Annotated in this window: 14 protein-coding genes and 1 other annotated feature; of the genes, 1 reads left to right on the top strand and 13 read right to left on the bottom strand. The window is 29.7% G+C overall.

Annotated elements, in window-relative coordinates:
* Nucleotides 1-40: 40 nt before the first annotated feature.
* From RWS90_RS01950 to RWS90_RS01910, 9 genes are all read right to left on the bottom strand, one after another.
* Entirely contained in the window at nt 41-1,651 is a 1,611-nt protein-coding gene (locus tag RWS90_RS01950) for an ABC transporter ATP-binding protein (RefSeq protein WP_314548279.1), read from the bottom strand.
* Complete coding sequence (locus tag RWS90_RS01945) at nt 1,651-3,372, bottom strand: ATP-binding cassette domain-containing protein (RefSeq protein WP_314548278.1); 1,722 nt, start codon at nt 3,370-3,372, stop codon at nt 1,651-1,653. Before RWS90_RS01945 ends, RWS90_RS01950 begins: the two co-directional genes overlap by 1 nt.
* 426 nt (nt 3,373-3,798) lie before the next feature.
* The gene (locus RWS90_RS01940) at nt 3,799-5,823 is read right to left on the bottom strand and encodes an ABC transporter permease (protein WP_314548276.1); all 2,025 of its coding nucleotides are present in this window, start codon (nt 5,821-5,823) and stop codon (nt 3,799-3,801) included.
* Between the two features lies 1 nt (nt 5,824).
* The gene (locus RWS90_RS01935) at nt 5,825-6,577 is read right to left on the bottom strand and encodes an ABC transporter ATP-binding protein (RefSeq protein ID WP_314548275.1); all 753 of its coding nucleotides are present in this window, start codon (nt 6,575-6,577) and stop codon (nt 5,825-5,827) included.
* A 244-nt stretch (nt 6,578-6,821) separates the two neighbouring features.
* Nucleotides 6,822-7,808 (bottom strand): sensor histidine kinase, encoded by a 987-nt coding sequence (locus RWS90_RS01930; protein ID WP_314548274.1) that lies wholly within the window; start codon nt 7,806-7,808, stop codon nt 6,822-6,824.
* Nucleotides 7,808-8,476 carry a response regulator transcription factor gene (locus tag RWS90_RS01925; RefSeq protein WP_314548273.1) on the bottom strand — a complete coding sequence of 223 codons (669 nt, stop codon included), beginning with the start codon at nt 8,474-8,476 and terminating at the stop codon, nt 7,808-7,810. Before RWS90_RS01925 ends, RWS90_RS01930 begins: the two co-directional genes overlap by 1 nt.
* Nucleotides 8,477-8,819: 343 nt before the next feature.
* Nucleotides 8,820-10,097: an O-acetylhomoserine aminocarboxypropyltransferase/cysteine synthase family protein gene (locus tag RWS90_RS01920; RefSeq protein WP_314548272.1), complete on the bottom strand. Its 1,278-nt coding sequence runs from the start codon at nt 10,095-10,097 to the stop codon at nt 8,820-8,822.
* Nucleotides 10,098-10,173: 76 nt separating this feature from the next.
* Nucleotides 10,174-10,411, bottom strand: a binding site (T-box leader).
* A gap of 464 nt (nt 10,412-10,875) precedes the next feature.
* The gene (locus tag RWS90_RS01915; RefSeq protein WP_314548271.1) at nt 10,876-11,211 is read right to left on the bottom strand and encodes a type II toxin-antitoxin system PemK/MazF family toxin; all 336 of its coding nucleotides are present in this window, start codon (nt 11,209-11,211) and stop codon (nt 10,876-10,878) included.
* A complete protein-coding gene (locus tag RWS90_RS01910; RefSeq protein ID WP_314548270.1) occupies nt 11,205-11,471 on the bottom strand; it encodes an AbrB/MazE/SpoVT family DNA-binding domain-containing protein in 267 nt (88 codons plus the stop codon). Before RWS90_RS01910 ends, RWS90_RS01915 begins: the two co-directional genes overlap by 7 nt.
* A gap of 192 nt (nt 11,472-11,663) precedes the next feature.
* On the opposite strand from RWS90_RS01910, the gene RWS90_RS01905 reads away from it, so the two are divergent.
* Nucleotides 11,664-11,945 carry a GNAT family N-acetyltransferase gene (locus RWS90_RS01905; protein WP_314548269.1) on the top strand — a complete coding sequence of 94 codons (282 nt, stop codon included), beginning with the start codon at nt 11,664-11,666 and terminating at the stop codon, nt 11,943-11,945.
* 138 nt (nt 11,946-12,083) lie between these two features.
* Here RWS90_RS01905 and RWS90_RS01900 read toward each other — a convergent pair whose 3' ends face one another.
* The 4 genes from RWS90_RS01900 to RWS90_RS01885 all read right to left on the bottom strand — a co-directional run bounded on the left by RWS90_RS01900 (nt 12,084) and on the right by RWS90_RS01885 (nt 14,293).
* Entirely contained in the window at nt 12,084-12,716 is a 633-nt protein-coding gene (locus RWS90_RS01900; protein ID WP_314548268.1) for a DUF421 domain-containing protein, read from the bottom strand.
* A complete protein-coding gene (locus tag RWS90_RS01895) occupies nt 12,716-13,168 on the bottom strand; it encodes a DUF3290 family protein (RefSeq protein ID WP_314548267.1) in 453 nt (150 codons plus the stop codon). Before RWS90_RS01895 ends, RWS90_RS01900 begins: the two co-directional genes overlap by 1 nt.
* Nucleotides 13,169-13,246: 78 nt before the next feature.
* Nucleotides 13,247-13,801, bottom strand: a complete 555-nt coding sequence (locus RWS90_RS01890; protein ID WP_314548266.1) for a GNAT family N-acetyltransferase — start codon at nt 13,799-13,801, stop codon at nt 13,247-13,249.
* 9 nt (nt 13,802-13,810) lie between these two features.
* Nucleotides 13,811-14,293 carry a hypothetical protein gene (locus RWS90_RS01885; RefSeq protein ID WP_314548264.1) on the bottom strand — a complete coding sequence of 161 codons (483 nt, stop codon included), beginning with the start codon at nt 14,291-14,293 and terminating at the stop codon, nt 13,811-13,813.
* Nucleotides 14,294-14,315: the final 22 nt, after the last annotated feature.

Genomic DNA, 14,315 nt, shown 5'->3' with positions numbered 1-14,315 from the left:
ATAAAGAGGAGCTTGGTATTTTCCAAGTTCCTCTCACTTTTTATTCACCTAATCTAATTACCTTATCACAGATTGATAATGTTGATTTATTATGTGAAATTATTATTGTTATCTTATCTTTTTTACTTTCTTCTAAAGCTTTTAGCACTTCGATTTCACTGAAGATATCTATATTCGCTGTTGCTTCATCAAGAATTAGAAGTTTACTATCATTGTAGAATGAACGCGCTACTGATAAGCGTTGTTTTTGCCCTGAACTTATATTTGAACTTCTCTCACCAACGATCTCATTTTCGCGACGTTTCAAGTTATCCACAAAACCTCTTAGATTTGTTTTTCTTAATGATGCATCAAACTCTTCTTTATCTAAATCTTTCTCGAAGAATGTGATGTTATCTTTAATTTTCGCATTGAATAAGTAACTATCTTGCAGAATTATCGAGCTATTTTCTCTAAAGTAACGGTTATCTATATCTCTTAGATCAATACCATCGATAGTGATACTACCTTCCATGTTTTCATCTGAGATGAATTTCATAATAAGTTTCGCTATTGTAGATTTACCACATCCACTAGGTCCACTTAATCCGATAATCTCACCTTTTTTCACATCGAAGCTTAGATTATCCACTACAGTATTATCAGCGTATCGATATGTTAAATTATCAACTTTAAGTTCGTTAAAATCAACAACTACACCACTATTTTCCGCTTCTTCCGGCGTATTCATAAGCTCTAAAAATCTCTTTCCACTAGCCATCGTCTGACTTAATGTTGAAGCAAGGTTCCCCATGTATAAAATAGGAATAAATGATACGATAAACATCGCAACTAATGAAACAGTTACAAACTGACTATCAAGTGAAGACGCCACATAGATAAATGCCAATACCCCGATATTATAAGTTACAACATTTAGAACATTCAAATCTACTAAAAATTTATTTTTAAGATATGAACTTCTTGTCAGTTCTTCGGTTTCCATATCGATATTACGTTTTGCTTCATCGATTTTTCCATATTGCAATGTTTCAAAAATTCCATAAGCCTCTTCTGATGAGTTGTTGTTTACTTGAGTCAGTTTACGACGATAATTTTCACCAACATCTTGCCCAACATTTCTAAAGCTTAACGGATACACAAGTCCGATTACAATATAAATTATTAACGCTACTAATGCTAGTTTTATACTAAAGAATAGTAAGAAGAAACTAACTACTAAACTTTGCACTATATAAATCATAAACGGTGTTATCGTATGCGCATAAAAAACTTCTAATAACTCGATATCAGTCGTAATCATCGTCATGTAATCACCAGATGTGTTTTTTGTAAAACTATCGACAGAAATACGTTTAAATTTCTCTAAAACTTTAACACGTAAGGCATGTAATACTTTGAACGCTACGTAGTGATTTAAAAGTTGCTCAGTATAACTAAATAATCCTTTTAACACAGCTAAAGCAAATATTACTACGAATAAAATTACAGCTATTGTCGTTATTTTTGTTAGAAAGAATAACGAGATGAAGTAGGTAAATACGACAAGTGTTAAGTGCCCTAAACTTCCGAATAAAGTCGCTCTAAGTAATGGACGTTTAAAATCCTGAGCAATAACTAAAAGTTGTTTTAATTCTCTTAATGATGTCATTACTCTACCTCCTTAGCTAAAAATTTTGATTTCAGTTGTTGTTGATCTGTGAACAATCTTCTATACAATGAATTTTCTTCAATCAACTCATCATGTGTTCCTTCTTCGATAATTTTCTTATCTTTCAGAACATAGATATTATCTGCATTTGTCACAGTCTCTAAATCGTGAGAAATAACGATAATAATTTTTCCTTCTTTAATTGAATCAAAGGCGTTAAGTACGATTTCCTTACTGTAATCATCAATATTCGATACGGCTTCATCAAGTATATATAAGTAAGAATCTTTCAAAATTGCTTTTGCTGCAAGTAATCTTTGTTTTTGACCACCAGAAAGATTCGAAGCTCCTATTGCAAGTTCATAATCTAGACCGCCGTGTTCTTCTACGAAATCTCTAAGATTAACTTTTTCTAATGCATTATACATTTCTTCTTCGTTTATATTTTTACGAACACTTAAATGCTCTCTTACAGTACCTTTTACTAAGTAACTATCATTAGTAATAAGTGTCGTTATTTTAGCCATCTCTCTAGTAGGAATACTATCAATATTGAAGTTATCATATTTTATATTTCCACTATAGTTAGAATTTAAACCTAAGATTAGTTTGATAATAGTAGACTTACCACTTCCGCTTTCTCCTACTAACGCTGTTTTCGTACCAGGTTTAAATATCATATTGATATTTTCTAAAGTCGTCTCCTCTCCATAAGAGAAGCTTACATTGTTCAGAACAATATTCTTTCCAGATTCTACCTCGATAGTCTCGTCTTTTTCTTGCTCTGGATGATCAAGAAGTTTATAAATATTATCTAACTCAACATTCCCTTTCATCGAAATATGGAATAAGCCACCTAAAGCACGCAACGGTTTGAAACATTCTAGAGAAGCTACAATTACGAAAATAATAAGTTTCTGATCTTCCACCACAAAAATAGCAATAATCGATAAGACAAATATAGAAACATAAGTAATAGCATCCATCACATTGATAGAATTAAGTTGGTGACGAAGTAACGCCATCGTTGATTTTCTATATTTCGCACTACGAGTATCAACATCACTCGCTACGTTATCTTCTTTGCCGTAAATTTTTGCTGTTGTGAAACCTGATAATCTATCGTAGAATACTTCTGATAAACTCAAGAAATCGCTGAAATTCTTTTTATTAGCTTTTTTCGATTTCTTAATAATAATCATAATAGACACAGGAATAAGCGGATATAGTAATAACATCGCTATAAATAGTAAGATGTGAATTTTCCCATAAATCACAAACGAGCTAAGTACTATAAATAATGTCGCAAACATCTGCGGTACAAACTTATTGAAATAAAACTCGATATTCACAATTGATGAAGAATTCATCACAAGAAGACTACCAGTATTTACTGCTTCTGTATAATTTAGTGAAAGTTTTTCTACTTTGTTGTAAATCTCTTTCCTTAATGTATTTCTAACCTGTTTAGAAATTTTGTGACTGAAGTAATTATCCCCTGTTGTAGCTGCGTAATAAACTACTAAACCTACTACCGTTTTTAGAATAAATCCTAATACAGCACCGCTTCTACTCTCTTCACCTAGTGAATAAAATAGAAAATCTACGAAATTGTAGATAAAAAATAGCGAGCACCAAAAGGCAACAAGTTTAAGAATCGCTACGAGATATACTTCTTTTTTGATATTAAAGAGAGCCATCGCTCTACCATCTATCTTCATAATATCTCCTTATTTAATTTCAAATTTAGATTTTTTACATAAAATAAGTAAAATATAATATCGAACTTAGGTTGTTTTTTATAAAATTCAAACATTTACTCTTTTTATGAAAAAGGCTCTAGCTACCTTTATTGATATTTATTATCAATTATTATTATACTATATAGCTAAATTAAAAGATAGCTTTTAAGTTTATTGTTACGAAAATGTTCAAAAATATAGATAACGTTCGGGAAGCGGGGTTTTAGGGTTGTGCCTAGATATTTAGAATTTTTTCTTGATGACCTTCTTAGGAAGACAGGAGTAGAGAAATCTTTTTTTATTGTTCTTTCGGAACACACACTTCATTCCTATTTCATAAGAACAAAAGTCCAAATGCAAATAAAACGAAAAAACTCCAGATTTTTCTCTGGAGTTTATTTTCGTCTATTCTTTTATAATTCTATAGTAAATTTTTGATGTTATTGCATAAACTATTAGATAGAAGATTGCGAAGACTACGATTGTCACAGCAAGCGCCTGTAAGAATATGCTGCTATCTGTTATTAAGAATAATCTTAAGATTTTCTCAATAAATGGATATGCTACTATCGTGTGTAATGTCGCTATAATTAGCGGTGAGAAGAAGATTAACAATACTTGTGATCTTATTGATTGTTTAATCTGTTTATCTGTAATACCTACTTTTCTCATGATTTCAAAGTTTCCTTTATCTTCATATCCTTCTGAGATTTGTTTGTAGTACATGATTACTACTTGAGATGTTACAAATATTAAACTTATGAACACTCCGATGAATAAGAATGATGCAAAGACTCCTCTAAATGTAAGTTTATTTTCATCTTTCCCTTCTATTTCAATTCCCACTTGTTTTTCTAATTTTTTAAAACTTTCGATTACCTTAGCTTCTTTAGTAGTGTCTTTAATATTAAATGCAACATAGTTTTGAACTGTAGTTGATCCAGTTACTATACCTATTCCTTTACTATCTGGATTTTGTTTACTAAGTTCGTCTATTCTCGCAGCTAATTGTGTTTCTATTTTTTCCGCTTCTTTATCATCTTTTACAACAACGTAGTAAGTATCAATAACATTCGCTGCTGCTGAACCTATTGCTCCTGGAAACTCTGATAGTTTTTCTTTAATTTTATACTCGCTACCATTTAGTGAAATAGTATTATTATTGTACTCACCTTTTTTATCAATATGTAAGAAAATTTCGTTACTTTCTAATGTTTTATTTTTATTAGCTGTCTTGTTATAATCTTTTAATTCAAGGACAACTATCATTTTAACATTACTTAAGTCTATACCTATATTTGATTCGAAATTAAATTTATCTTCAACTAATCTTCCTACCATAGGTAATGAATTATATGAGACCATGTCTTCCACTTCAGTTCCCGCTTCTTTAGCTGATAATTTTGCATTATTTTCAATTTCTTTTAGTTTAGAGCTAGTAGAATGATAACCTGCGATCATTATTTGTTTTGGGAATCTTTCGTTATAAGATTTTTCCATACCTGCATATAACGCTGATGTTGTCCCCATAGTTACAAGAACCATTGTAGATAATATACAAATATTCGCTAATCCCACTGCATTTCTTTTCATTCTATATAATAAACCAGAAACACTGATGAAGTTTTTAGGTTTGTAGTAGAAGTTTTTATTATTTTTCATGATTTTTAGTACTGTTATACTAACTGCCATGAACACTAGATATGTACCTATAATTACCGCAATTACTGCAAAGAAGAATACTGTTATTGCTTTTATAGGATTTTGTACAGTTTGGGCTGTGTAATAACCATAACCAATTAATGCTAAACCAATTATCGCTAAAATCCATCTAGCTTTTGGTTCTTTTTCACCTTTATTTTCATCTTTTAATAAAGCTACTATTCTAAGTCTAGCTATTTTTATAACAGTATAAAGTAATAATAAGAAGTATACTCCTCCGAATAATAATACTGAGAATACTATAGCTATCGGCGTAATACTAAAACCGAAAGTAACCGTTGCCGAGAATAATTTCAATAGTATTAACAGCATAAGTTTATCGAATAAAATACCTAATCCAATACCGACTACTATGGTAGTTATAGCGATAAAAATCGTTTCTAGCACTAAAATTTTTGCTATTTGTTTTTTTGTCATACCTAACACGGCATACAACCCAAATTCTTTTACCCTACGTTTTACTAAAAAACTGTAAGTGTAAAATAAGAATATTGTAGAAAAAATTGCTATTACAATTATTCCTAAACTTAACACCTGTTTAGTCGCTTCAATACCATTTGGAAGTTTGTTTAAGTTATCCCCAAAGGCTAAAGATGACAAGATATAAAACGACATTATTGTGAAAATTGTAGATAATACATAAGGTATTATAAATCGTTTGTTTTTTACAAGGTTGTTTAAAGCAAATTTGCTATAAAAGAAGCTCATCTTACTCACCTGCCTGCATTAAAGTTAACGTATCATTAATTTTTTGGAACATCTCACTTGTAGTCGCATTTCCTTTTCTAAGTTCATGGAAGACTACTCCGTCTTTAATAAATAATACACGTTTAGCACGAGCTGCTGTTTTCACAGAGTGCGTAACCATAATAATTGTTTGTCCTACGTTATTAAGTTTTTCAAAAACTTCTAACAGTTGATCTGTTGATTTTGAATCTAGTGCTCCTGTAGGTTCATCTGCTAAGATAAGTGCTGGATTCGTAATAATCGCACGCGCTACCGCAACCCTTTGACGTTGACCGCCAGATACTTCATATGGATACTTATTGATTAATTTATCAATTCCTAAAGGTTTAGTTACTTTCTCTAATCTTTTTTCCATATCTTTATATTTTTTATTAGCTAGCACTAACGGTAATAAGATATTATCTTTTATAGAGAAATTATCCAGTAGGTTGAAATCTTGGAAGACGAATCCTAGATTGTCACGGCGGAAATTCGCTAAGTCTTTATCTTTCAACTTGCTTAAATCTAAATTGTTTAAATTCACATTTCCTGACGTTGCTTTATCGAATGTTGCAATAATATTTAATAAAGTAGTTTTACCACTTCCACTCTCACCCATAATCGCTACATATTCACCATTATCTACTGCAAAATTTACATTTTTTAACGCTTCTGTACTTTGAGTACTTAATCTTGTTGTATAAACTTTTCTTACATTGTTGACTTCTAATAACATTTTTATCACTCCTAAATTCTTTTTATTTAATCTATCTAGTTCGAACTTTTCTACAACTTCCTCGTTGTTTATATTTATATTCTACCTTACTTTTCTTACAGATTCTATCGATTTTCCTTACAAAAAAGCTCCCAACCTTACACTTTTGTAAGATTGGGATATTTATTAGTTTTTATTTGCTATTGAAGTTACTTGAGTTTTTCCTATGAATATTCAACGTAATAAAATATCTTCATATCTAGCCCTAATCCCTCAAAGTATCTTCTTTCGGGAATGTTATTTCTACTCTAGTTCCTTCACCTACTTTTGAAGAAATTTCAATATGATGTCCAAGTTTATCTAGAGTTTTTTTACATAAATACAAACCTAAGCCGCTCGATTTTTTTTCATATCTTCCATTAAAACCTGTAAAACCTTTTTCGAAAATTCGAGGTAAATCTTCTTCTTTGATTCCTATCCCTTTATCTTCTATAACAAGTCTATTTTCATAGGTTTCTATAGTAATTTCTCCACCAGTGCTAGAGTACTTCACACTATTACCTAGTATTTGTTCGAAAGCGAAGCTCAACCATTTTTTATCACTAATTACCATTGTTTCATGTGAAACATAGTTTAATTTTATTTTTTTATTAATGAATATAGTCGCATATTTTTTCACACTATCTTTCACAACTTCATCAAGATTAATCTTAGTTATAACGTAATCTGATGACGTGCTATCTAATCTTATATACGTCAGAACCATCTCAACATAACGTTCTATTTTAAACAATTCTTGCTGTAAGTTTTTCTGATCTACTTCTTCATTATCTAATAGAAAATTCATCGCAGCAATCGGTGTTTTTATCTGATGAACCCACATACTATAATAATCAACCATATCTGTGTTTTTTTGTTTATTCTTTTGAATTTCGTTCTCTAACTCTCTATATAATTTCTCTATAATTTTATGGTAATAATCAATCCTAATATCCAAACTCTTCGGTAAATCTTCACGATCATTAATTATGTTTTTCTCTAGAAATTTTAATTTTTTATAACTCTTTCTGTAATTAATAAAATCCATCGCGTTCCCAATAAGACCCGCTAAAAAACATAGACTTCCTGTATAAATTAGAGTTTCTAGTGGCAAATTATATAAATAAAACATAAAGAAAAATATAGCAATAAAAACTACAAATAAAACATAAGTTTTCGTGTTTTTCTTTAAATAACTTTTTAATATTTCCATTAGACGATATATCCTTTACCTTTTTTAGTAGTAATAAATTCATCTATTCCGATACTTTTTAATTTTGCACGAAGTCGATTTATATTAACAGACAAAGTATTTTCATCGATAAAGTTATCACTTTGCCACAAAGCGGTAATTATTTCTTCTCTTGTTACTATTTTTTCTCTGTTTTCTAATAATACTGTAAGAATTTTACTCTCATTTTTAGTTAATTCTGCGTGATTATCTTGGAATTTCACCTCATCACGGCTCATATCAAAAATTACATCCTTATACACTACAAGATTCGAAGATCCACTAAAATTATAAACACGGCGGAGTAGTGCTTCTATTTTTGCCTTCAAAACAACTAGCTTAAATGGTTTTTCTATAAAATCATCCGCACCGATATTCATAGCCATAACAATATTCATATCGTCATTCGCAGATGAAATAAAAATTATCGGCACTTTCGACAATTTCCTAATCTCTTCACAAAAATAATAACCATCAAAATAAGGTAGGTTGATATCCATTAAAACCAAATCAGGTGATTGCTCCACAAATTCCTTAACCACATTTTGAAAATCTACAACTTCGTGTGTAGCATACTGCCACTTTTGTAAATATCCTGCTATAGAATTAGAAATTATCTCATCGTCTTCTACTATCATCACTTTATACATATGTTCACCCCTTAGCTACTATTATTACTAAAATTATATCATAAAGATATTTTATTTGATATATATCTGCAAAAAATTAATATTATCTTTAAAATTCCTATCTTCAATAAAAAAATAGAGATTATTCAGAAGTAGTATTATGAAATATTCACACTGTTTTGCTTCTATTTCAATCTTCTAAATAATCTCTATTCAAAAAGAGAAAATTGTGGATTAAGATATTTTTAAGTATTAGTATTAAAATAAATGGCTGTCAAGGGTGTTAAAAATTCTGTCTTAATCCACAAAATTTAATAAAATATTAATTATTTTAATTAAATGTTTCTTGTGAAACTTTTCTCTATTAAATATTTTCTAACGCTAAACGTAAATCTTCTATTAAATCATTCGCATTTTCTAATCCGATTGATAATCTGATTTGCTCAGGAGTTATTCCTGTATATTGTAACTCCTCTAGGTTTAATTGACCATGTGTTGTTGTCGCTGGATGAATAGCTAAACTTTTCGCATCTGCTACATTTGCTAAATTTGAGAATATTTCTAAATTATCAATTACTTTACGTGCAGCTTCTTCCCCACCTACTACATCAAACGAGAAGATTGAACCACTTCCTTTTGGTAGGTACTTTTTAGCAAGTTCGTAGTATTTATTTCCTTCTAATCCTGGATAGTTTATTGAAGCTACTTTCGGGTGTTTCGCTAGGAAGTCTATAACTTTTTGAGTGTTTTCTATGTGACGTTCTACTCTTAGAGATAATGTTTCTAAACCTTGTAATAATAAAAATGCGTTAAACGGTGATAATGCTGCCCCTGTGTCACGTAATAACTGTGTTCTTACATTTGTAATGAACGCCGCAGCTCCTACATCTCTTGTATAACTCAAGTTATGGTAACTTGGATCTTCAACAACTAATTGTGGGAATTTTCCACTACCTTCCCAGTCAAACTTACCACTGTCTACGATAACTCCACCAATTGATGTACCGTGTCCTCCAATGAATTTAGTTGCAGAGTGAATAATAATATCTACACCATGGCTAAATGCATTGATTAAGTATGGACTAGCAAATGTGTTGTCTACCACTAATGGAATTTTGTGTTTATGAGCAATTTCAGCCCATTTTTCTAAATCAGCAACATTTGCTAATGGGTTCCCTAAAGTTTCTACAAATAAAGCTTTAGTTTTATCAGTAATTGCTTGTTCAATTTCTTCAAAGTTATCTGGATCAACAAAAGTTGATTCTACACCGTAGCGTGGTAGTGTAAGTTTTAATAGGTTATATGTCCCACCATATATATTTTTAGAAGATACGATGTGATCTCCTGCATGTGCTAATGTTAAGAATACATATGTAATTGCAGCCATCCCCGAAGCTACAGCTAATGCTCCAACTCCACCTTCTAATGCGTTAATTCTCTCTTCAAACACAGAAGTAGTAGGATTAGTAATACGAGTATAAATATTACTGGCTTTTCTTAATGCAAATGCATCTGCTGCATCTTGAGTATCATCAAAAACGAATGATGTTGTTTGATAAATAGGAACAGCTCTTGCTTTTGTATCTCCAACTGTTTGTCCTGCGTGTAATTGTAATGTTTCAAAACTAAATTTTCTTGTCATAATATGTTTCCTCTTTTCTACGTTTATATAAGTTCTGCATTTTTAGGTAATAAAAAAACACCTCTATTGCGTATACAATAGAGGCGATCATCTTATTTCGCGTTACCACTCTAGTTTATACTAACCTTACGATTAGTACCTTATTCAGTACATGTTTATACTGTGTGCTATATCGTGCAACCCACGTGTTCACCTATTAGATAAACAAAACTCTAAGACCATTTTCAACTAATCTTCACCGTGTTGCTTCACACCACCCAGCAACTCTCTGTTTTAGCTACGTATTAATCTACTTATCTTTTCAACGTTTATGTATTAAATTTAAAACTATTGTACACCCGTTCTCTACATTTGTCAACAACTTTTTTCTGAAAATTTAAACATTTTATTTTTCTTCTATAAGATGTTAAATAAAAAAACTCATAGAAATATTTTAATTTATTTATTATTTTATAAACGAAAATTCAGTATAATTATTTATTTTAATTTAAGAAATCGTAATTTTTGTGGATTTCCACACTGAAATTATAAAATAAAAAGGTAAAAAACAACGAAAAGAAGGAAGATAGAAAATATAAAAATATAAAATTGGAAAAATAGTAAAAATATAGCATAAAGTAAAAAAAACAAAAAAAGAATAATAAGGGTATAATGACAATGTTAGTAAAAATAAAAAATATCAATAAAAAATAGAAGATTATTATAAAATTCATCCATAAAATGATGAGATTATCTAGTTATCTTCTATTTTTGTTATATTTTCAGTTTAGATTATTATTTAAACTAAATCAAATAGCAACTTATATTTATCTATTATTTCCTTTAATTCTTCTTTTTCAATACTTTCTTCTATATCAGATACCCCTCTTGCTTTCAAATCTAAAGCAATAGTTTGATCAAGCATTACTTTTCCTTTAATAACTCTAGTACTTTTTAAAGAATGATATGTAGGATACTCTCTTTTTGTTGTAGATATTGGTGCTACAATAGTTAACCCTCCAAATCTAACCACTAAATCATGGCTAAGCGCAATTGCGGGTCTCTTATTTCTTTGTTCATGACCAATGCTAGGATTAAAATCTACAAAAAAAATATCTCCTTGTGTTACTACCATTTTAATTCTCTCCCTTTGGCTTCTCCCCAATCATTTTCATTATGACGGATTCCATCATCCTCCCAATTAGAAAACAACTCATGTATAGTATTAGGTTGTTTTACTTCTGGAGTTAACACAATTGATTCTCCTTGCACCGAAATTAAGAACCTCTGATTAACATCAATATTTAATAATTTTAAAACACTTGTTGGTATTCTTGTAGCTTTTGAATTCCCCCATTGTGATAATGTTGTGTATTCATTGATAATTTGATTCATAAATATCATCTCCTTTATAATTAGGATATCCTACGTATATACTTTTGTCAAGTATAATAATTCCTTTGCTCTTCTTCCTTTTTTCTATCCCCTCACCTATATTAATTCAATTACAGCTACTTTTCTCCTTTTTTATGATATAATAACAATAATAACACTCATATTACAATATGATTATCCTAGGAGGTTTATATGGAATTTACTAAAATAAATAACGGTTTTGTTAAATATGATGAAAATGGTAGAGTTATAGCTGAAATCACCTATGCTACTACTAGTAATCCTAATGTAGTTCTCGCTGATCACACATTTGTTGATTCTTCTCTTCGTGGTCAGGGGGTTGCTGGTAAATTATTAGATGTTCTTGTTAAAGATATGGCAGTTCAAAACAAAAAAATTAAAGCTTCTTGCTCTTATGTCGTTAAAAAATTCCAAGAAGATTCTTCTTTCGATTTTATTAACGCCGATAAATAGTATTTAAATAGCAGAAAATTGGAAATCAATTTTCTGCTTTCTTTTTAATAATATTAAGTTGTATTACTATTTTTTTATTTTTATCGTTTTATATTGTCTTCTGTAATTTCTTTATTCTTGTTTAATAATATTATTATTTTAATATTCTATTATGTGTAGTTGACCTTTGTCGTACTCCGCTAAGAATATTTTAGATGTATCTTCGTATCCTAATTCCAATAAAGTTTCTTTTAACCATTCTTCTATTTTATTCATAGACTCTAATGAATTCACTAGAATGTTACCGTCTGTTATTACTGGATATTTAGGATTTTCATCTCCTTCTAATACTACGATTAATTGTCCGTTTTGCTCTAAAACAGCTCTTTTTACTTTTTTAATACTATAGATTCCTTGATTTCTTAGTTTAAAAGCTAAATCATTCGCAGATAAGCCACTTTTTCTCGTAGCTTCTACATCTATTTTTCCATTTTTTATTACTGTAGTAGGTTGACCGTCTACTATTTTTTTGAAAAACATATTATTTGTTTTTAACCACTTTTGTGTAAGTACTAAAATCACCCAAATTAATAGAATGTTTATATATTGTAAAATCGAAATTGCTTGGTTATAAATTACTCCACCAATTATTCCCCCGAGTACGTAGTTTTGCACTTGATCACTCGCTGATGCTGGTGCTAAGTTACCTTTACCTGATACATTTATAACAAATACTAATGATAGTAATCCTAACGCTAATTTTATTGCTATATCTATATATGAAAGTTGCATTATTTATTTACCTCCACTTTCTCAACTATTGGATCTACCAATTCAATTTTTTCTAATAAGTAATCATCTTTTTTGCCGCTGTTTATTACTCTATAATAAGAATTATCTATTTTCACAAATGCATTTTCTATAGATGCCTCACTATTGATGTAAATACGTGTTTTTTCTACATTTAAATGCTTCGCTATTTTTTCAATGAATTGTACAGAACTTCTGTATTGATTAGAGGAAACAGATTTATCTTTGTAGTTTCCTATACCTATAGTTATCGCTAATACCATTCCTAATACTAATATAATTGATAACTCTCTATATTTTGTATCTTGTCTATTTTTATAATATTTAAACAAACTGAATAATAACACTAAAAGTAGCACACCTACAACAACTATCCCTACAACGTTGTTTTGCGCTATTTTACTTTGTAAGTATCCATAAGAATAAAATTTCATTTTCCTCCTTTTTTTGTTTCACATGAAACTATCGAAATTTTAAATTATCTTATGAATGTTTCATGTGGAACTTCTATATTATCTTGTTTCATCTCTAATTGTTTCACATGAAACTTTTCTTTGTTTTACTTCTAATTCATACGCTACCCTTTCTTTGTCATCCAAAATATTTTTCATAGTTAATTTTATAACACCTTTTTCTTTAAATCCAAATCTACTTAAAAATTTTCTCATTATTTTATTATCTATATGAGTATCTATTCTTAAAAATTTTATATTTTGAGATTTAGCAAAAAAATAAATAGATTCCATAAATTCACGAGCAATTCCCTGATTACGTAATTTTTTTGATGTAGCTAAACGATGAATAGCCAAATAACTACTGTTTTCTAACCAAACTGAAGGATAGTTTTCGTAATCTTCATCGTATGGAGTTAACATTGCGGTTGCAACAATCACTCCAGATTTTTTGTAGACATAAGAAAGACTTTTGTTTATATCTTTAATAATATCTTCTTTACTTGGCGAGCCATATTGCCATTGATTTATACCTTGTTGTCTTAGAAATTCTCTACCGTCTTCTATAATCTCTAAAACACACTCCAACTCTTCTATTTTTGTTTTTCTTATCATATTTTTCACCTATTTAATTCTGATTAGATTTTCTTGATATCTATGTTTTTTATCTCGTAATAAAGTTCTTATTACCTGTAGAGTACTTTTAAGAGCATCTATAGCAGAAAATTCCCAAATCATAGTTGCCTCCATAAGAAGTTCAAAGGCGTTTTTAAAACCCGTAGCTCTTTCAGCACCTCTAGCATCCCCTATAAATAATGTATTATTTAAAGATATTTCATCCATTATTATTAATTCTGGTTTATACCCCTCAAATAAATGCAAAACTTCAGCTAAATGTGGATCTATTATGTCTTCTTTTTCCAAGTATTCTATATACTCTCTTTCTGTTTCAAAAATTGGTAACTGTATATCTCTTTCTACTAAATAATTTCGCCCATATGTCTCTCTAACAATATCTATTTTCCCTAATTCATCGAATTTTATATAATCAATAGAATATTGTGAGTCACAGTCGTTTACGTCTTCTATATAGAATTTTGATCCCATAAATTACCTCTTTTCTTAAAAA

The organism is uncultured Gemella sp., assembly GCF_963529685.1.
Lineage (GTDB): Bacteria > Bacillota > Bacilli > Staphylococcales > Gemellaceae > Gemella.
Note: the sequence above shows the minus strand (reverse complement) of the source record. Positions and strands in the feature narration are given on the sequence as shown.

Coding starts and splice junctions, on each gene's coding strand:
- RWS90_RS01950 (WP_314548279.1), bottom strand. CDS start 1,651: ATGACATCATTAAGAGAATTAAAACAACTTTTAGTTATTGCTCAGGAT.
- RWS90_RS01945 (WP_314548278.1), bottom strand. CDS start 3,372: ATGAAGATAGATGGTAGAGCGATGGCTCTCTTTAATATCAAAAAAGAA.
- RWS90_RS01940 (WP_314548276.1), bottom strand. CDS start 5,823: ATGAGCTTCTTTTATAGCAAATTTGCTTTAAACAACCTTGTAAAAAAC.
- RWS90_RS01935 (WP_314548275.1), bottom strand. CDS start 6,577: ATGTTATTAGAAGTCAACAATGTAAGAAAAGTTTATACAACAAGATTA.
- RWS90_RS01930 (WP_314548274.1), bottom strand. CDS start 7,808: ATGGAAATATTAAAAAGTTATTTAAAGAAAAACACGAAAACTTATGTT.
- RWS90_RS01925 (WP_314548273.1), bottom strand. CDS start 8,476: ATGTATAAAGTGATGATAGTAGAAGACGATGAGATAATTTCTAATTCT.
- RWS90_RS01920 (WP_314548272.1), bottom strand. CDS start 10,097: ATGACAAGAAAATTTAGTTTTGAAACATTACAATTACACGCAGGACAA.
- RWS90_RS01915 (WP_314548271.1), bottom strand. CDS start 11,211: ATGGTAGTAACACAAGGAGATATTTTTTTTGTAGATTTTAATCCTAGC.
- RWS90_RS01910 (WP_314548270.1), bottom strand. CDS start 11,471: ATGAATCAAATTATCAATGAATACACAACATTATCACAATGGGGGAAT.
- RWS90_RS01905 (WP_314548269.1), top strand. CDS start 11,664: ATGGAATTTACTAAAATAAATAACGGTTTTGTTAAATATGATGAAAAT.
- RWS90_RS01900 (WP_314548268.1), bottom strand. CDS start 12,716: ATGCAACTTTCATATATAGATATAGCAATAAAATTAGCGTTAGGATTA.
- RWS90_RS01895 (WP_314548267.1), bottom strand. CDS start 13,168: ATGAAATTTTATTCTTATGGATACTTACAAAGTAAAATAGCGCAAAAC.
- RWS90_RS01890 (WP_314548266.1), bottom strand. CDS start 13,801: ATGATAAGAAAAACAAAAATAGAAGAGTTGGAGTGTGTTTTAGAGATT.
- RWS90_RS01885 (WP_314548264.1), bottom strand. CDS start 14,293: ATGGGATCAAAATTCTATATAGAAGACGTAAACGACTGTGACTCACAA.